The organism is Dehalobacter sp. DCM, from assembly GCF_024972775.1.
GTDB lineage: Bacteria > Bacillota > Desulfitobacteriia > Desulfitobacteriales > Syntrophobotulaceae > Dehalobacter.
Genome location: NZ_CP092282.1, coordinates 4,382,896 through 4,401,820 on the forward strand (window position 1 = coordinate 4,382,896; position 18,925 = coordinate 4,401,820).

The 18,925-nt window shown below is 45.4% G+C and carries 17 protein-coding genes; 5 read left to right on the plus strand and 12 right to left on the minus strand.

Features of this window, described 5'->3' with window-relative positions; translation table 11 throughout:
* Positions 1-62 precede the first annotated feature (62 nt).
* The 7 genes from prfB to LPY66_RS20375 form a co-directional block, all read right to left on the minus strand.
* A protein-coding gene (gene prfB, locus LPY66_RS20345) for a peptide chain release factor 2 (RefSeq protein WP_337986060.1) occupies positions 63-1,170 on the minus strand; the annotation gives its coding sequence in 2 pieces (ribosomal slippage) (positions 63-1,100 and positions 1,102-1,170; 1,107 coding nt in all).
* A 90-nt stretch (positions 1,171-1,260) separates the two neighbouring features.
* Complete coding sequence (secA, locus tag LPY66_RS20350) at positions 1,261-3,774, minus strand: preprotein translocase subunit SecA (RefSeq protein ID WP_337986061.1); 2,514 nt, start codon at positions 3,772-3,774, stop codon at positions 1,261-1,263.
* A 215-nt stretch (positions 3,775-3,989) separates the two neighbouring features.
* Positions 3,990-4,520, minus strand: a complete 531-nt coding sequence (gene hpf, locus LPY66_RS20355; RefSeq protein WP_337986062.1) for a ribosome hibernation-promoting factor, HPF/YfiA family — start codon at positions 4,518-4,520, stop codon at positions 3,990-3,992.
* A 367-nt stretch (positions 4,521-4,887) separates the two neighbouring features.
* Positions 4,888-5,631, minus strand: coding sequence for a ComF family protein (locus LPY66_RS20360; RefSeq protein WP_337986063.1), 744 nt, complete (start codon positions 5,629-5,631; stop codon positions 4,888-4,890).
* Entirely contained in the window at positions 5,615-7,456 is a 1,842-nt protein-coding gene (locus LPY66_RS20365; RefSeq protein ID WP_337986064.1) for a DEAD/DEAH box helicase family protein, read from the minus strand. Before LPY66_RS20365 ends, LPY66_RS20360 begins: the two co-directional genes overlap by 17 nt.
* Before the next feature lie 73 nt (positions 7,457-7,529).
* Positions 7,530-7,787 (minus strand): hypothetical protein, encoded by a 258-nt coding sequence (locus LPY66_RS20370; RefSeq protein ID WP_337986065.1) that lies wholly within the window; start codon positions 7,785-7,787, stop codon positions 7,530-7,532.
* A 168-nt stretch (positions 7,788-7,955) separates the two neighbouring features.
* Complete coding sequence (locus LPY66_RS20375) at positions 7,956-9,170, minus strand: O-antigen ligase family protein (RefSeq protein ID WP_337986066.1); 1,215 nt, start codon at positions 9,168-9,170, stop codon at positions 7,956-7,958.
* Positions 9,171-9,265: 95 nt separating this feature from the next.
* On the opposite strand from LPY66_RS20375, the gene LPY66_RS20380 reads away from it, so the two are divergent.
* On the plus strand, positions 9,266-10,390 hold the full coding sequence (locus LPY66_RS20380) for a glycosyltransferase family 4 protein (RefSeq protein WP_337986067.1): 1,125 nt from the start codon (positions 9,266-9,268) through the stop codon (positions 10,388-10,390).
* Between the two features lie 33 nt (positions 10,391-10,423).
* Here the strand turns inward: LPY66_RS20380 and LPY66_RS20385 are convergent, their stop codons facing one another.
* From LPY66_RS20385 to spoIIID, 4 genes are all read right to left on the minus strand, one after another.
* Positions 10,424-11,887 carry a nicotinate phosphoribosyltransferase gene (locus tag LPY66_RS20385; protein WP_443112445.1) on the minus strand — a complete coding sequence of 488 codons (1,464 nt, stop codon included), beginning with the start codon at positions 11,885-11,887 and terminating at the stop codon, positions 10,424-10,426.
* A 96-nt stretch (positions 11,888-11,983) separates the two neighbouring features.
* Positions 11,984-12,742, minus strand: a complete 759-nt coding sequence (locus tag LPY66_RS20390) for a WecB/TagA/CpsF family glycosyltransferase (protein ID WP_337986068.1) — start codon at positions 12,740-12,742, stop codon at positions 11,984-11,986.
* A complete protein-coding gene (gene mreB, locus LPY66_RS20395) occupies positions 12,739-13,725 on the minus strand; it encodes a rod shape-determining protein MreB (protein ID WP_337986069.1) in 987 nt (328 codons plus the stop codon). The genes LPY66_RS20390 and mreB overlap by 4 nt, the downstream gene beginning before the upstream one ends.
* Positions 13,726-13,904: 179 nt before the next feature.
* Positions 13,905-14,159 carry a sporulation transcriptional regulator SpoIIID gene (gene spoIIID, locus LPY66_RS20400; protein ID WP_337986070.1) on the minus strand — a complete coding sequence of 85 codons (255 nt, stop codon included), beginning with the start codon at positions 14,157-14,159 and terminating at the stop codon, positions 13,905-13,907.
* 619 nt (positions 14,160-14,778) lie between these two features.
* Here spoIIID and LPY66_RS20405 point away from each other — a divergent pair.
* The 4 genes from LPY66_RS20405 to LPY66_RS20420 are packed head-to-tail and all read left to right on the plus strand — an operon-like array spanning position 14,779 to position 17,758.
* Entirely contained in the window at positions 14,779-15,339 is a 561-nt protein-coding gene (locus LPY66_RS20405; protein WP_337986071.1) for a tryptophan transporter, read from the plus strand.
* Positions 15,340-15,355: 16 nt separating this feature from the next.
* Positions 15,356-16,198 (plus strand): energy-coupling factor ABC transporter ATP-binding protein, encoded by an 843-nt coding sequence (locus LPY66_RS20410; RefSeq protein ID WP_337986072.1) that lies wholly within the window; start codon positions 15,356-15,358, stop codon positions 16,196-16,198.
* Positions 16,195-17,028 carry an energy-coupling factor ABC transporter ATP-binding protein gene (locus LPY66_RS20415; protein ID WP_337986073.1) on the plus strand — a complete coding sequence of 278 codons (834 nt, stop codon included), beginning with the start codon at positions 16,195-16,197 and terminating at the stop codon, positions 17,026-17,028. The genes LPY66_RS20410 and LPY66_RS20415 overlap by 4 nt, the downstream gene beginning before the upstream one ends.
* Positions 16,997-17,758, plus strand: coding sequence for an energy-coupling factor transporter transmembrane component T family protein (locus LPY66_RS20420; RefSeq protein WP_337986074.1), 762 nt, complete (start codon positions 16,997-16,999; stop codon positions 17,756-17,758). The genes LPY66_RS20415 and LPY66_RS20420 overlap by 32 nt, the downstream gene beginning before the upstream one ends.
* Before the next feature lie 139 nt (positions 17,759-17,897).
* On the opposite strand, the gene spoIID is transcribed toward LPY66_RS20420, so the two are convergent.
* Positions 17,898-18,833, minus strand: coding sequence for a stage II sporulation protein D (spoIID, locus tag LPY66_RS20425; protein WP_337986075.1), 936 nt, complete (start codon positions 18,831-18,833; stop codon positions 17,898-17,900).
* Between the last annotated feature and the right edge of the window lie 92 nt (positions 18,834-18,925).

Sequence of the window (18,925 nt, forward strand, 5' to 3'; positions counted from 1 at the left end):
TATTCTAATAGCGTGTTCATCGTTAATATGGCTTAATTAGTATGCAATCTCTCACTTTGCCATTATTGATTCTGACTAATATTTTGCTGCAGAAACGCCGATACAAAATCGTCGATTTCGCCATCCATGACCGAATTGACATTACCTGTCTCATAATTAGTCCGGTGGTCCTTGACCATACTGTAGGGATGAAATACATAGGAACGGATTTGACTTCCCCAAGCGATATCATTGAGTTCGCCGCGGACCTCCGAAATCTCTTCCTCCTGTTGTTTCCGTTTCAGTTCAAGCAATTTTGCCTGAAGGACGCGCATACAATACGCTCTGTTTTGAATCTGCGAGCGTTCGCTTTGGCATTGGACGATTATCCCCGTCGGAATATGAGTGATTCTTACCGCCGAATCTGTCTTGTTGACATGCTGTCCGCCGGCACCGCCGGAGCGATACGTATCTACTTTCAAATCTTCCGAATCGATGGTTATTTCGGTATCCTCCGTCACTTCCGGGATCACATCCACCGAAGCAAACGACGTATGCCTCCTGCCGGAGGCATCAAAAGGGGAGATACGCACTAAACGGTGTACCCCTTTTTCACTCTTGGCATAGCCATAAGCATTTTCCCCTGCCAAGGAAAATGTGGCGCTTTTAATACCGGCCTCATCGCCAGGCAGAAGGTCGAGTGTTTCCACTTTAAATCCACGGCGCTCACCCCAGCGCACATACATTCTATAGAGCATCTGCACCCAGTCCTGGGCTTCCGTTCCACCTGCACCGGCATGCAGTGTGATGATGGCGTTATTCTGATCATAGGGTCCGCTGAGCAAAATCTCCAATTCTAAATTGGAAAATCGGGTCTGCAGGCCTTTGACCGATTTCTCTATATCCTCTTCCAACGACGTATCGTCTTCCTCGACTGCTAATTCCCACAGGGTAGACGTATCCTCCAACTCTGTTTGGAGCTGTTCATATAAAGCCACTTTATCTTTTTCCCGGGCCAGTTCCTGCATTATTTTTTGCGCAGACACAGGATCATCCCAGAACCCCGGCTTATTAAGCTCCTCTTCCAGTCTTCCTATTTTCACATGACGGCCAGCAACGTCAAAGGGAAACCCTCAAATCTGCGAGGCGCAATTTTAGGTTTTCAATTTCTTTTTTCCAGTCGGCGAGCACACAAATCACTTCCTAGATTCATAATTTATTATCTTTATTATTAAAGTAAAATCCGCAGAGTTTGTCAAGGTCAACGCCTGTCCGCCGGCATCATGCATTGATGCCGCAGCATTTTTTATATTTCTTCCCGCTGCCGCATGGGCATGGATCATTGCGTCCGATTTGTTCCCCTGCTTTCCGGGGCGTCTTTGCCTTTTCTTTCTCTTCCTCCTCGTAGCGATTTTCTGTAACCTTTTGATTCTGTTCGGGGACTTGTGTCGTGATCCGGGGTGTGACCCTCAGGATATACGTTGCCACATCTTCTTGGATAGCCTCAATCATTCCCTGGAACATTTCGAAAGCTTCATTACGATATTCAATCAGAGGATCACGCTGACCGTAAGCCCTTAAACCGATGCCCTCCTTCAGGCTGTCCATAGCAACAAGGTGATCTTTCCAGCGGGTGTCGACGACCTGCAGGACGACGGCTCTTTCAATTTCCCGCATTAATTCAGAACCAAACTGGGCTTCTCGGCTCGCATACAGTTCATGGACGCTGTCCAGAAGCAGCTCTTCAACTTCCTCTCGAGACAGGTTCGTGATCTGCTCGGCAGTAAAATCATGGTCGGGAAGAATAACATTATCAATATATTCGAGAAAACTCACCAGGTCCCATTCCTCGGGATAAGGACTATCCGCGCTGTAGCGGGCCACGGTGTCCACGATGACCTTCTGAATCATCTCCATGACCTGATCCTTCAGATTGCCGCCGGTCAGGACATCACGGCGCTGCGAGTAAATGATTTCACGCTGTTTATTCATGACATCGTCATAGTTTAAAACATGTTTCCGAATGTCAAAGTTCCTGCCTTCAACGCGTTTCTGCGCATTCTCTATACTTTTGCTGACAATCTTAGATTCCACCGGGATACTGTCATCCATACCGAGTTTATCCATCAGCCCGGCAATATTGTCTCCACCAAAGAGACGCATCAGATCATCGTCCAGCGAGATATAAAACTGCGACGATCCCGGGTCTCCCTGACGGCCGGAACGTCCGCGAAGCTGGTTGTCAATCCGTCTGGACTCATGCCTTTCCGTTCCGATGATATGCAGTCCGCCAATTTCTTTGACCCCTTCCCCCAGTACGATATCCGTACCACGTCCGGCCATGTTGGTAGCAATGGTGACCATGCCCGGCTCACCTGCTTTGGCCACGATCTGTGCCTCGATCTCATGGAATTTCGCATTGAGTACCTGGTGAGGAATATTCTTTTTCTTTAGCATATCACTAATTCTTTCGGATCTTTCAATGGAAATAGTACCGACTAAAACCGGTTGCCCAGCCATATGTTTTTCGATAATATCGTTGACTACGGCGTTAAATTTGCCTTCTTCCGTCCGATAAATGATATCGGGGAGATCCTGGCGGATCATCGGAAGGTTAGTAGGTACTTCTACAACGTCCAAATGATAAATATTAATAAATTCCTGTTCTTCAGTCCGAGCCGTACCCGTCATACCGCCAAGCTTTTTGTACATTCGGAAAAAGTTCTGGAACGTGATCGTTGCCAAGGTCTGTGATTCACGTTCGATCTTGACATTTTCCTTCGCTTCGATAGCCTGGTGTAATCCCTCGCTGTAGCGCCGGCCAAACATTAAGCGGCCGGTAAATTCATCCACAATGATGACCTGTCCGTCTTTGACGACATAATCCCGATCTCGCCTGAACAACGTATGCGCTTTAAGGGCTTGATTAACATGGTGGGCCACCTCATTGTGTAAATCATCATAAAGGTTGTCAACCCCGAGCATTTTTTCAACACGGGTTATTCCGGCTTCCGTAAGGGTAACCACTTTGTCCTTTTCATTAACATGATAATCATCCTCAATGATAAGCCTCGGGATGACTTTGGCGACGCGATAATACAATTCTGTCGGCTTGTCCGATTCACCTGAAATAATTAATGGTGTTCTGGCTTCATCAATGAGAATGGAGTCCACCTCGTCAACGATAGCATAATTTAATTCTCGCTGAACAACAGCCAGGGGATTTACTGCCATGTTGTCCCTCAAATAATCAAATCCAAATTCGTTGTTGGTGCCATAAGTGATATCTGCGTTATAACTCTCCCGCCGTTGGTCATGCGTCAAGCCATGAACGATCAATCCAACCGAAAGGCCCAAAAAGTTATAAATCTGACTCATCCATCCGGCGTCACGGGATGCAAGATAGTCATTCACGGTGACGACATGGACTCCCTTGCCGGTCAACGCATTTAAATACGTTGGTAGTGTTGCGACCAAGGTTTTACCTTCTCCGGTTTTCATCTCGGAGATTCGGCCGTCATGGAGGACCATGCCGCCGATAAGCTGAACATCATAATGCCGCTGACCAAGTACGCGTTTAGAAGCTTCTCTAACCACAGCAAAGGCTTCCGGCAATAAGTCGTCCAGGCTTTCTCCCTGCACAAGCCGTTCCTTAAATTCAGCTGTTTTCGCCTGTAAGGCTCGGTCGGAAAGAGCCTGCACCTGCGGCTCCATTTGATTGATTATGTCTACCTTTTTTTGATACTTTTTAATATCTCGCGCATTATCATCCAATAAATTTTTTAAAAATCCCATAGTTTCCACCTTTCACCTTTTTAAGGTGTATTTCCCTATCTATTTTAACACTCTGCTTCTAAAGGTTCAATCTAACCCTTTCTGCTAAACATTGCACCTTCATGCAGAGTATATTTTCATAACAAATGTCCCGCAATTGATATAACGGGACATTTGTTCGTTCCAGCTATGTTTGAACTCAGCGTCTACACTCAATTCACAATCCGAATGATGATTTAGAATTCGGGTTCCAGCAATCCATAACCGCCATGTTTGCGGCGATAGACAACATTGATCTGCTCCGTATCTGAATTAGCAAATACATAGAAGTTATGCCCAATTAAATTCATTTGCATAACAGCTTCTTCAACGGACATCATTTGGGCTGAGAATTTTTTGTTTTTGACAATACCGTCGACGATAGTAAGCTCTTCATCTTCTTCCATCACAAAACTGGGCTCTTCTTTTGTCCCCTTGACCCTATTCTTTCCTATGCGTTTCCGGTATTTCTCCATCTGACGTTCGAGCTTATCCACAACAAGGTCAATGGAAGAATACATGTTATCAGTTTCTTCTTCACCTCTCAGGATAAAGCCATTCAGCGGGGCAGTCACCTCAACTTTTTGACGTTCCTTCTCAACGGACAGCATGACTTGAATATCAAGGAAATCATCGGAGTACTTTTCCAGTTTACGAACACGTTTTTCAACATACTCTTTGAGGGAATCTGTGATCTTCATCTGTTTGCTTCGAACATTGATATTCATTGTCTCAACCCCTTTCGCCTGATACGATAGTAATAAACGGATACTCTATTAAGTATTCATCTTCGACCTTAAAATTCCTGCCACAATTTGTCTCGTTCCCTATATTATTGCCTGAGCATGCTGAAAACATCCTGAGAGCCTCTGTCGTTTTTTAAGTATATAATTTCCGTGGAGAGAGAAATTTCGTTGAAGTTATACACATTCAATTGTGGATAGTGTTGATAACTATGTTTTTTAGCGATTATTTCGGTTTTTTTTGGTGGATAACATCGTTTACAATCCGACAATTAGTACTTTAGTCCTGCATTTTATGTTTATCCTCTGTTTTTATTTTACAGCATTCTCTTAAAATCTTACTCTATTGACATTATTCTTCTTTCCCTGCACCCAGACAAACTGCGTATATATTGTCTATACCGCCTGTTTTCAGAGCTTTGCTGCATTCCTCCAAGGTTGCTCCAGTTGTGACAACATCGTCTACAAGCCAAACGGTATGGATATGCTTTCCAAAATTAGGTTTAAGTGTAAATGCACCTTGAAGGTTCTTCAGTCTTTCCCGGCGCCCTAACGCTGTTTGTGACAAGGTCTCCCTGTTCCTAAGAAGCATATCTTTAATGTCGATCCCCAAACGGCGACTGAGAATAGAAGCCAAGACCTCCGCCTGATTGTAGCCTCTTTGCGCTAATCGCGCAGGATGCATAGGAATAGGCACAAGGGCGTCGGGCGGAGGAAGCACGTTAATCACCCAGGACACAAGATCGTCAGCCAGGGCCAAAAGGTGATACGGCTGACTTTTAAACTTGATCCGGTGGATATAGTCCTTCAACGCGCCGTGATAGTGACCCAGCGCGGTGACTTTCCGGAGCCCCTGAGGCCCATTACCGGACTCGCAGTCTCTGCAGACTTGTTTCTGGATCGGAATAATTTTCCCGCAGGCAATACACCGCGGACTTTTTGTCAGCAGATATCGTTCTCGACAATCAGCGCATACCACATCCTCCGACCGATTACCGCATAATACACATTCCTCTTCGTCCTTAAACCAGAGCGTGGCTGCGTACTGCTTTGAATTAAGCCACGCTACCTGCAGATTATTACGCCATCCGCTCATGTGAGCTCCCCCAGGCTTTGGCCAGATCGTTCTGTTCAATGATCCATTGCCTTGCCTCTACCATTGCCGGCGTTTCTCTGCTAGCCAGGAACAATACTTTACCAAAATTGCAGGTGTCGTGTCTTCCTGTTCTTCCGGCCATTTGAACCAGCGTCCGGGTATTAAAAATCTCATGGTCTGCATAGAGAACAACGGTCTGGACACCCTTAATCGTTATCCCTCGTTCCAAAATGGACGTACTAATAAATATATCTCCCTTTCCCCTACTGAAATCCATTATTTTATTGACTCTAGCTGGATCGGAACTCCAGCTCCCATCGATATTCAAATCTCCTAATAAGTGGGTCAGCAGCGTTTTCCACATTTTCACCAGGGCAATAGTAGGGACGAAAACCAGGACAGGGCCATAATAAGTCAATTCACTGAGCGTTTCTTTCAGAACTTTCAAAGGTTGTTCCAAATTTCTTTTATCATAGGCTTGTGACGGTATCCTGTATGTTTCTTTGAGTTCGATTTTATGCCATTCCGGAACAGGTAGCGGATGGCCATGGTAGCGAATGGGCAAACGCACGACCGGGCGTTTCTCAGCAGAAAAACGAGCCAATATTTCCTTGGAAGGCGTTGCTGTAAGGTATACCATTTGCCCGTTTTCTTTTAAAGCTTGACGCAGACCAAACGCCAATACCTGATTGCCTGTATAAGGGTAGGCGTCCATTTCGTCAAAGATAACGACATCAAATGCACGGTAGAATCGCAGAACCTGATACGATGTAGCCACTGTGAGCTGCGCGGGTTTATAATCATGGGACACTGCCCCGCTCAGGAGCTTAATTTCTATATCTGGAAAACATTTCACCAGACGCGGCTGCACGTCATGCACAACGTCCAGTCTAGGTGCCGCAAACAACACCTTCTTTTTCGTATGCAAAAGGTGTCTGATCAAAGGAAAACACACCTCCGTCTTACCTGCACCACAGGCAGCCCAAAGTAAGGTTTCCTTTTCCTTATCCCCAAGCACGCATTGCCATAATTCCTCTGCCGCATGCTTTTGGCCATCGGAATAATTAAGTGCAGGCGGCTGGCATTCTTCAAACAGAAGCGAGCTCTCCTCACTGACACGTTCCATCACTGATTGCGGCTGTTTTAAGCGGAAAAGAACCTGTAGTGAATTGATTGGGCCGATATTCTGACAATCCTGACAAGTAATCGTTTTTGCATAAATCGACGGCCACGCTACAACATTACTGCTGCCGCAGCGCTGACAAATTTGGCGGTTACCCTCTTCTTTAAAAGCGGTCAGCCATTCAGCCAGACCGGAGCATACAGCGAACTGCATAAGAGCAACAACGTCTTCTTCCTTTATACCCAGTTCATTACCCAGTAGCACGATCTCGTTCTCCGCCAGTTGCCTTCCTTCAACAAACCTCAGAAATGACTGAAATAAACTATCATTCTTTTGGATATGCCGGATAAAATTCTCTTGCGAATCATCTTCATAACCATGTGTTTGTTCACCATTTCTGTTGCAATCACACTTCTTCCAGATATCCGCCTCACGGATATCTTTCCAGGAGGGCAACTCTTTTCCAACTCTGATGTTGATCTCATCACGCTCGATCAAGCTTATGATATTTCTTAGCGCTCTTTCCCCCGGATCCTTTCGTTTTTGTTTCCCGGGCCACAAAAAATAAGCAGGTTCTGAGATTATCGCTTTATTTAAACAATTTAAGGGCAAGCCGAGATTGATATACCGTTCCCAATCTCCTACCAGCCTGTCCACTGCGGGGACAGGTGAAAAACCGAATTCAGCTTTCGCGTTCATCATAAGATGAAACAACATTGTTTTTACCCGATATGCTAACCAATAAGTTAAATTCGCTGTTGACTCTGTCAATCGGTTACAGCATATGTTCCCTTCTTACAAAATTCACCGTTAAACCTGGAAAACGTTTCTCCAAGCGCACTTTTACATCGCCGCGGACCCTTGGTTCAAAAATATCGGAAGATTCGATATTCATAACAATACCAGTTGTTCTCCCTGTAGTCTTTCTGATCATATAGATTTCTTTTTCCATGTCTTCAAAATCAAATACCAAGGAAGTGACCATTACCCTGCTTGTGGCATTGCATGGTGCCGATGATAAGTGCAAATCCATGATTTTTCGCTGCACTGCATGGGGAATTTGCCATTCATATCTGCCTGCACATATCCAAGCTAGAATAATTGCGCACGTAAACACAATAATCAGTAGCATGTTATCGTCCTGCCTTCCCGTTATCATTGCGATATTATCCTCATCGTTATAATGATATGCGGCAGCAGTTTAAGCGGTTCTGTTCATCCCAGCCAGCATCCAAAAAAGGATGCCAACAATTCCAAATAACATATCTGCATCAAACGCACTGTGAAGGCCTAAATAGAGAACAGCCGTTTTACTGATGATCGGATCCATATTTTTTTCGATGATCAGACTGCGAACATAGTTAAAAACCCCTTTTCCTGCCCAAATTATGCAAATTGCTACTCCTGCCAGTCCCTGGTTAAGCAGGATACGGCAAAATGAAGAGTGGGGATCCAGTGTCCAATAAGCTGTGGTCTGTACGAAGGAAAACGCCAGCCACCCGCCTGCCCGCGGCAGAAAATGCGCATCCCAGGCAAGTTTGATACTATCTCGGAAATAGTGCATTCTTTCAGTCAAGCTGGTATTCGTCCAATCGAATAAATGCAGTATCCCATCCGGATAACGCGAAATCATAGGAGCAATAAAAAGCAACAATACGACACATGCCGCTCCTGTAAGTGCATACACTTCTTTTTTTCTCTGCGGATTACGTCCATCCTGATTGGGCCTGCGATGGCCGCGATGTTTTACATGATTTCTTACACAGCCATCTTTAAAAATGATAATCATGGTTACACCCACGCTTAAAAGAAGAGACATACGCGATCCAGTCAAAAGAAGACTGCAGATAAATAATCCCCACACAGCCGGCATCAGTGCAGCTATACGAACAGTAATTTTTTTCCTGTATTGATATAATACCATAATATGGCAAAAAAGAAAATCTGCTGCTGTATTAGGATAGCCAAAACAAAAAGCATATCTCTCTTGTTCCGGCGCAGGCGGAGGAAGCCATACTTTTTCGCTGCCTGGCAGTAAGGATAAAATGATGCATATAAGCGTGACCCCCACAAGGCGCAATACGATATGTCCTTTATTTTCTATTTCCGCCAGCCGACTGCCCCATAAATAAGCTATCCAATAAATCAACCAACGCAACGCATCTAACCAGCCGTCACTGCTCCTGACGGGCCAAATCAATCCCGCAAGGGACAGGAGAATCATCGCTCCAAAAAAAAGATTTGACCACGGGCAGCTTGGCATGTTCGATAAAGAAAACTGTCGCCAGTTAATCAAGCAGAGAAAGATAAAAATACTCCCCAGTACAATCCACTCCCGAACAAAAAAAATCCCGTGGCAGATAATTCCAAGGAAAAAAAATAGGGGTAAAATAGACTCTGCTTTCCAGAAATTCACTTAATGCCCTCCAAAGGACTTGCATGTCCGGTAATCTTTCACTATCATATTTATAGAAATAATTAGAGATTATGCCCAATAATCGGAGGCAAACCATGACGATCAATGTCCTACATCTCATTGGTGGCGGAGAAATCGGCGGAGCGGAGCAAAATGTATTTAATCTCGTCAGAAATTTAGACCGTGAAAAAGTGAATCCCCATCTCGGCTGTCTGATCAAAGGTTCTCCTTTTGCCGCTCTGGCCCGATCACAGGGTATAGCCACGGACATCTTTCCCATGCGCTTTCCGTTTGATCTCCTCCCCGTACCGGCTATTGCCGCCTACTGCCGAAAGCATAATATCCGACTTATCCACGCGCATGGGACCCGGGCCAATCTACTAGGACGAACCACCGCGGGACGTCTGAAGATCCCTTGTATATCAACTATCCACAGTTTGCCGGAATTTGATTATCTGTCCACGTTAAAAGGACGGATATCACTTGCCCTGGATGATGTAACCCTGCGTTCTTCTGCGGGTCTAATCGCCGTATCGGATAGTCTGAGGGAATCAATGTCGCGCCGGCTTCAAAGAAAACGATTGCCTATTCCTCTGAAAACCATTTATAACGGGATTGAAGCGCTCGATTTCAGCCAAGCTGCAGAAATGGGTGAGCAATTTAGAAAAACCTGGGGAATACCGCCCCAGTCAGTTGTGATCGGAACGATCGGCCGTCTACATCCGGTTAAAGGACAAAACCGCTTGGTTGAAGCCATCACTGTTCTAAATAAAGAATATAAAGACCTCCACCTTGTTATCATCGGTGAAGGTCCCTTATATGACAGTCTGCAGGAACAACTGGATGCATCCGGTATTTCATATACGCTGACCGGTTTTCTTCCGAATGCTTGGAAAGCGCTGCCGGCGATGAATATCTTCGTCCTTCCATCGCTCAATGAAGGCATGGGACTTGTCCTGCTGGAAGCGGCTCAGGCAGGTATACCGATCATTGCCTCTGATGTTGGCGGGATACCTGAGTTATTATCAAATTACGCGGAGGCGATTCTGATAAAACCGGGCGAACATTTGGATATTGCACTTGCCTGCAGTTTATTGCTGAAAAATAATGGTCTGATCCGAAAATTAACGGACAACGCACGGAAGCGGGCAATGGCTTTCACGGTGGAGCGAATGGTAGAGAGTACTACCGCATTTTATGTGCATGTAACCAGTCAATAACATCTGATGTACATTACTTGGGATAATTGTTATCTATACCATGCTGTTAGACTCCAGCAGCGCGTGTTTTGTGTCCCATAGTTTTTGTGACAGGTCCACATAATACTTGTGGGGATTTTCAAAACGCTTGACTTCGTCCCATAATAAATCAACTTGCTGTTTACAGTATGCATTAATCTCATCAATCGAAGGGGATTGATATATTTTTTTCCCCTGTTTAAAAATGGGTACAAGAAGTTCTTTGGCTGTAAAATTAACTATCGTTTTCGTTTTCCACACCGCATTGGGATCAAAAAGTCTGAGTTCCTTTTCTTCATCAATTGTTTCATTGTAGATACAAAGTTGATCGGCAAACGCCTTCCCGCTTTCCTTATCATAAAGACGGTAGACCTTTTTAAAGTGAGGATTTGTGATCTTATTTGTGTTTTCGCTGATTTTGATCTTAGGAACAATCGTTCCGTCATCTTGTTCTATGGCTACCAACTTGTAAACGCCGCCAAAAACAGGAGAACTTTTGGATGTAATCAAACGCTCGCCAACACCGAAAATATCTATCTTAGCTCCTTGCAACAGTAAATCCCGAATAAGATACTCATCCAGTGAATTCGAAGCAACTATTTTACACTGTGGCATACCGGCTTCATCCAACATTTTTCTAGCTTTCTTGGACAGATAGGCGATGTCACCGGAATCCAAACGGATACCAAAATCAGTGATACCCATCGGAACCAACACGTCTTTGAAAGCCCGTATGGCATTCGGAACGCCACTCTTTAAGGTATTATAGGTATCGACCAAAAGTGTTGTATTATGAGGATAGAGCTGGCAATAAGCTTTAAAGGCTTCATATTCCGTGTCAAACATCTGAACCCAGGAATGTGCCATTGTTCCTTTAGCCGGAACCCCGTATAACTGGTCCGTTAGGGTGCACGCAGTACCACTGCAGCCGCCAATATAAGCGGCTCGTGCTCCAATAACAGCCCCATCGAATCCCTGCGCCCGACGAGAGCCAAATTCAAGCACAGCCCGGCCTTCTGCGGCACGGACGATCCGATTCGCCTTGGTTGCAATCAACGATTGATGATTCAAGGTGAGCAGGGTAAATGTTTCAATAATTTGCGCTTCAATGGCCGGGGCTTTCACCGTCAGTACCGGCTCATTGGGGAATACAGGAGTTCCTTCAGGGACAGCATACACATCGCCGCTAAATCGAAAATCCGAGAGATAAGATAGAAATTCAGCATCAAATATCTTCTTGGAACGCAGGAAAGTAATATCCTCTTCCGTAAAATGCAAGTTCTCAAGGTAATTCATCAGCTGTTCAAGTCCTGCAGCAATGGCAAATCCGCCTTCATCCGGAACACTTCGGAATATGACATCGTAATAGACATTTTTCTTGTACAAACCATTTTTATAATACCCATTACTCATTGTAAACTCATAAAAATCACAAAGCATTGCCGCGTTTTTGGTCGACATATCGTTCTCCATTTTCATGTAATTCCTTCTGAAACCACGTAATATATTCAACGCATTATGTATTGTGCTCTATTTATTGGATAACCAGTTATTGGATAACCAGCAATGCGTTCATTATGTTTCTTTGTGTCCCGTGTGACGGTGCTTTTGTTGGATGACTCGCATCAGATACAGAGGCAATACCACTTGCCGCCGAATCCGAGATGGCTCAGATATGAGCCGGTACAGCCATTCGATGCCCCATCGCTGGAAGAACTGCGGGGCACGCTTGACTTCGCCTGCTAGGACGTCCAGCGAACCGCCGACACCCATTTTGACCGGGGCGAGATCGTTGTTTTCTTGATTCCAGTATTCCTGCTTCGGCGCGCCGAGTCCCGTTAAGAGGACATCCGGGGCAAAGTCTCGGATCTTGTCTAATAGCGCGGGTTCTTCTTCTCGGGTAAAGTAGCCGTGGTGACTGGCAAAGATAACACCCGGGAAGACCTTACTTTGTTCAGTTGCTGCCTTTTGCGCAACCCCGGGCTTTGATCCTAATAAGAATATCCGCCACCCATTTTTGCTTCCCTCTTCCAAGATTCGGATCGCAAGATCGATGCCGGTTACTCTTTGTTTTAATTCTTTTCCCAGAATCCGCGCGGCCCAAACGACCCCGACCCCATCAGGCACGATCACGTCGGCTGAATTAATCATATCCCGCAGCGGTTCATCTTTCTCAGCGTGATAGATCAATTCCGGATTGGCAGTGATCACCCGAAGACGTTTTCTGTTTTCTACAGCATGACGGATGATGTTCATACTGCCGGCTTCATCGATCTGATCGATCCGCACCCCCAGGATATCGATGGAGAAAATGTTTTCCGTGGCTGATTTCATTTAAAGCTGTCCAAAACCTTTCCTGTTCCTAAGGCGACACATGAGATCGGATTATCGGCCAGCATGACCGCCAGACCGGTTTCCCGGGCGATCCGAACATCCAGTGAGTGGACCATGGAACCACCGCCAGTCATGATAATACCTCTGTTCATGATATCGGCAGCCAGTTCGGGCGGCGTGCGCTCCAATACTTCCTTGACGCCGGCTACGATCACTTCCAAAGCTTCTTCCATGGCTTTATATGTCATCTTGGAATTGACGGTCACTGTTTTGGGCAGGCCTGTGATTAAATCCCGGCCGCGCACATCAATTTCATTATTTTCGCTGTTGCCTTCAGGAATAGCACAACCGACGCTGATCTTGATATCTTCGGCAGTTCGTTCTCCGATCATCAGATTATATTCTTTCCTAATATACCGGATGATAGACTCATCGAGACGATCGCCGCCCATTCGGATACTGGTCTTAGTAACAATCCCTCCCAAGCTGATCACGGCAATGTCGGTGGTGCCGCCTCCGATATCGATTACCAAGTTGCCCTCCGGTCCGAAGATGTCGAGTCCAGCACCGATAGCAGCTGCATACGGTTCCTCAACGACTTTGACATGGGTGGCTCCTGCTTTGGATGCAGCCTGTTTTACCGCTCTTTCTTCAACCTCGGTCACACCTGAAGGAATACAGACAACCACTCTGTTTTTGATAAACGGCCAGGTCTTTATGCCTGCTTTTTTTAGGAAGTATTTCAGCATGATCTCGGTCGTTTGATAATCGGCAATCACGCCATCCCGCATTGGCCGAATCGCCATGATATTGCCCGGTGTTCTCCCAATCATCAGTCTGGCATCTTCACCAACGGCAATTTTTTTACCGCTGCTCTTGTCAATCGCAACAACCGAAGGTTCATTCAAAACAATCCCTTTTCCCTTTACATAGACCAAAACACTTGCTGTCCCTAAATCGATCCCGTAGTCCGTCCCAAACATCCAATGCGACCCCTTTCAAAATCATATCATAGGCTTGTCCTCAAATAGAATAAAATACAATCTCCCTGACGGGAGATAATTTTCATAATTATTTGCATTATATTTTCGCTTCGTTTTTTCAATTTCCTCTTTATTTCTCTAATTTTTGGCTCAGTCTTCCTTTTTCTCTAAATATTCAGCTATTCTTCGTTTTGCATATATTTCTTCTTTGTTGCTTCGCCGCCCCGGATATGTCTTTCGGCTTTATTGCTCTCCAGGATATGCTTGACTTGAGAGGAAAGCCTACTGTTGATGAGCGGCAATCTTTCTGTGACGTCTTTATGCACCGTGGACTTACTCACCCCGAAGACTTGAGCAGTTTGCCTTACTGTACAACTGGATTCAATTATGTAGTTGCCTATATCTAAAGCTCTCCTCTTAATATGTTCCTGCATTTTCCCTCTCCCCTTTAAAACCGCAGTGTTTAGTTCATTTATATGCCGGTACAATTAAAAAAGACATCCTGCAAAGGATGTCCTCATTTGGTAATTACTGTACATTTTTATGCTTTGTGTAATATCTATCTGTTGACAAGATAAAATTTCTATGCTAATATCGGCTAAAGTTTAATAATCTACTTAAACCAGCGATGTGGAAATCAAACCGATGGCATGCGCCTTCAGAGAGCAGGGGGTGGTGGAAGCCCTGCGGAAATGCAACTCGGCAAATGGACCACGGAGGGCGAGGTGAAAGGGTTTTACCCGAGTATCTTAGACGAAGGCCGGCGTTAACGGCAGAAAATGTGTTGGCATTTTTGTAAGAGTGGATTTGTCCGTATTGGACTGGTCAATTAAGGTGGTACCGCAGATAACAGTGTCTGTCCTTATCTAAAATAAGGGCAGGCTTTTTTGTTTTCCTTGTATGGTATACAAACGGAATGTACCGCGGAGCCATGTATGGTAGGATCGATTGGCCAAAAAATACTTGAAGACATCCTTTATGCCAACAGTCCTATGAAGTCGTACGCACGGCGGCGAAACCAAAAAATACGAACGTGCAGAAAGGATGCTTATCATGGAAATGGAAAAACGAGTTGTTGTCACTGAAAATGAAAAGAGAAAAGGTCTTAACGCTTCAGACCTCATACTCATCGGCGTCTTGTTGGCTGCAGGTGCTGTATTGAAATTCTTCGTGGGTACCGTCATCAACTTTGGCATGAAGCCAAACTTTATTATCGCCATGTATTGTCTGATCATCCTCTTGATCAAACCCCGCTTGCGCGAGGCTGCCATCATCGGTCTCCTGGCTGGTGCTATCTGCCAATTTTTTCCTGGACAGCCCTACATCAATTTTGCCAGCGAATTACTTGGCGCTATAGCCATGGCATTGCTGACAATGATTCCCATGGCTATTGGTAAATTCTCATTAAAACCCATTGTCTGCACCTTTCTCTCCACGCTGGTCAGTGGCTTCACCTTCGTTGGCATTATGTATCTTATGTACTTTTCCGGTGCGGATATCAAACCAACTCCGCTTGCAGCCTTTCTTGTTATTATTTTAGGAACAGCCGCCATTAATGCCGTTATTGTTCAGGTTCTGTATCTTCCGCTAAAACTGGCATTGAAAAAAGGCTAGAAAGGGATGTTTCATTGTGATCACGATTAACGATCTGCATTTTAAATATAAGGGCAGCGACCGCTTTGCATTAAAAAACATTAATATAGATATTCACCCCGGTGACTTCATCGGTATCATCGGCAGCAGCGGCGCCGGCAAATCAACGCTGACTTACGCACTGAACGGGATCGTTCCCCATCACTACACCGGCGATTTCTATGGGTGTGTGAAAGTCAACGGTCTGGATTCGGTGGAAGTCCGTCCGGAACAGCTTTCTGCCTTTATCGGCAGTGTATTCCAGGATATTGATGGGCAAATGGTTGCTTCAATTGTTGAGGATGAACTGCTGTTTGGTCTTGAGAACTTCAGCGTAGCGCGAGAAGAAATTGAAACCCGAGTCAATGACGCACTCGATACGATCGGTATTGCTGATCTGCGTTACCGCAGCATCAGCACCCTTTCAGGCGGGCAGAAACAAAAGGTCGCAATTGCGGCCATCGTTGCGCTGCGTCCGGACGTGCTGCTGCTGGACGAACCAACCGGCGAACTGGATCCCCAAAGCAGTCTGCAAATTTTTCAAATGCTGCGGAAACTGAATCGAGACTATGGCATGACCGTGATCATCGTGGAACAAAAAATAATGCTGCTATGCGAATTTGTCAATCGTTTGGTTGTCATGCACAATGGGGAAATCCTTCATCAAGGACCCGTGCGGCAGGTACTCCGCAATAGCACGGACCTTGAGCACATTGGTATCAATGTCCCACGCATCGTTACCCTGGCCAATGAGCTAATAGGAAAAGGCCTCTATCACGGTGAGCTGCCCCTTAATCTTGACGATGCCGTGAGAATGGTGAATGAGGTGATTGGCGCATGATAACATTTGAAAATGTCTGCTTTAGTTATGGTAAAAGCCCTGTTATCTGCGACGTATCTTTTCAAATCAACAAGGGCGATTTTGTAGCCGTGATCGGCGAAAACGGTGCCGGTAAATCGACGCTGAGCAAGCTCTGCAACGGCCTTCTTAAACCAACATCCGGCCGCGTAACCGTAAACGGCAATGACACCCGCACAACACGCACCAGCAGCCTTGCCAAAATAATCGGGTTCTTATTCCAGAACCCTGACCGACAAATCTGTCAGAATACAATCAGCGGAGAAATCATGTTCGGGCTGGAATGTGTCCTTGATGACGTCGCTTTGCGCCATGAGCGCTGCGAAGATATGCTGCGGCAATTTGATTTTGACGGTATGGCTGATCCCTTTACTCTCAGCCGGGGCGACCGTCAGCGAGTCACGTTGGCATCACTGTTAGCCTGTCGGCCGGAAGTACTGATCCTCGATGAACCGACCACCGGTCTTGACTACCGCGAATGCACCCACATCATGGAACTGATCCGAGAACTGAATGAAGCAGGAACGACAATCATCATGGTTACCCATGATATGGAGCTCGTACAGGATTATGCACAACGCGTGCTGGTGATCAACTCCGGAAAACTCATAGGGGACGGTGCAGCCAAATCAATCATGACAAAATTAGATATGCTGGCGGCAGCCTCCGTTGCCCCTGCTCAGATTCCAGCACTTGCCCTCCGTTTGGGCAGTGATTTCCAGAATGTATTCACGGTGGAACAAATGACAGCCATCATTGAGAGGAAAGCAGGTGAAAAAGATGTCCGGATTCCTAGATTATGTACCGGGTGATTCCTTTCTGCATCGCCTCAATCCATTGACGAAGCTCATGCTTTCACTTGTTTTATGTGTTACTTGTTTTATCAGCGATCTGCATTTCTATGTGATCGGCGTCATTGCTCTGAATCTGCTGCTTGCTGCATCTGCCGGCGTTTTTGACCGATCATTTCGTATTCTTAAGGCATTGATAAAATTTTCTATCGTTTTATTTATCCTGCAGATTCTGTTTGTTCGGGATGGAAACGTCCTGTTCAGCTTACCGCTGAATATTGTGATCACGGACAAAGGTTTGTCATTTTCTATGCTCTTCGTTCTGCGTCTGTTAGCGGCAACACTGCCATTAGCACTGATGCTTTCTGTTACTCAGATGAACGACCTATCCAATGTACTGGTTGAGCAGCTGCGGATACCTTATAAATATGCATTTTCGTTGATGACTGCTATTCGGTTTATTCCTATTTTCACTAATGAAATGGCTGGAATCATGGAAGCACAAACTGCACGCGGCGTAGAATTTGATACACGAAATTTCTTCAAAAAGCTGCGTTTAATATTGCCGATCTGCGTTCCACTCTTGATATCTTCTGTCAAACGCATCGAAGGTGGTGCGATTTCCGTCGAACTACGTGGCTTTAATTGCCGTAAAAAGGGCAGCGGTTATAAGCGCTACAGCATCAAAGGGTGTGACCTGATTACGATGGGCACATCCGTGTTGCTCGTTGTTATGGCGGTTATTCTGTAGTTTACACGTAAACGAACTTCATGTCTTTTATTTGAATAGTGATAAGGCACTTCAAACAAATAATTGAAGTGCCTTTTGTTCATGGATAAATTTATGCTGCAAGGTAATGGTTGACAATCACTGTCAATGTATATAATCATCAGTACAGCTTTTTAAGCTTGGCCCCGACATAATAGTGACCGAGTATTTCTGTATAGGTATCACCATTTTGAGCAAGATCATTAGCACCATATTGAGACATACCGATGCCGTGCCCTTTACCGTATGCAATAAATTCAATTTGTGTTCCATTCGTCTTCCATTCGAAATCTGTCGACGTCAGTTGCAGTTTTGTCCGAATGTCGGTCCCTTTAAATATTTTGTTACGAACGACTAAGGTTTTGACCCTCCCTGCTGCTGTCCTGTTAAGAACTGAAATATCATCATCGCTGATACCTCCGGTCGTGCTGCTGAAACCCAAGAGCCGATAAAATTCGCTGCTTGTAAATTTTTGATGCTGAATGAAACGAAGCGGTCTAATCTCGCCCGAGGAGACATTCCTTAGATAGTCGCGATCCGAACTCCAGACATCACCCGATTTCTCTGTGTTTTTCCGTCCGCTGCTGCTATGGAAAAACGCATCGATGATCTCACCATCGTAACTAAGAACCAGCCCCTGGGTCGTTTTAACTGCTTTTAGTATCTTATTCCGATTATAGACATAGTTGATTATACCCCAATTCTTAATCATTTGTTCATTAGAAATCCAGGCTTGGGTCTTGACCGTGGTATCGACGTCATAGCTGCTTTCAGCTGTGCTTTGCATCTTTTTAACAACGTAAGTACGCGCTGCGACAGCCTGCGCTTTCAATGCTTCCCGCTCAAACGATGCCGGCATTTCCGCCGCAACGACCCCTACCAAATAGCTTTCAATCGCCATTTCCTTGACATGGCCGTCGGATAATTTGACTCGGACTGTCGTTCCGTTTTTAATCTCATCGGGATCAAAAAAATAACGGACAGCGACGGGTACGATCCCCAAAAAGAAGATAACGGCCATGATTACAGCCGTTATTTTATTTGTGCTTTGACCCATATTTCAGCCCCCTTATGCGGTACAAGCTTATAACAATGTATGCACCGAAGGCGAAGATATGCCTGCCAATCTATTCAATTGTTAATTACAAC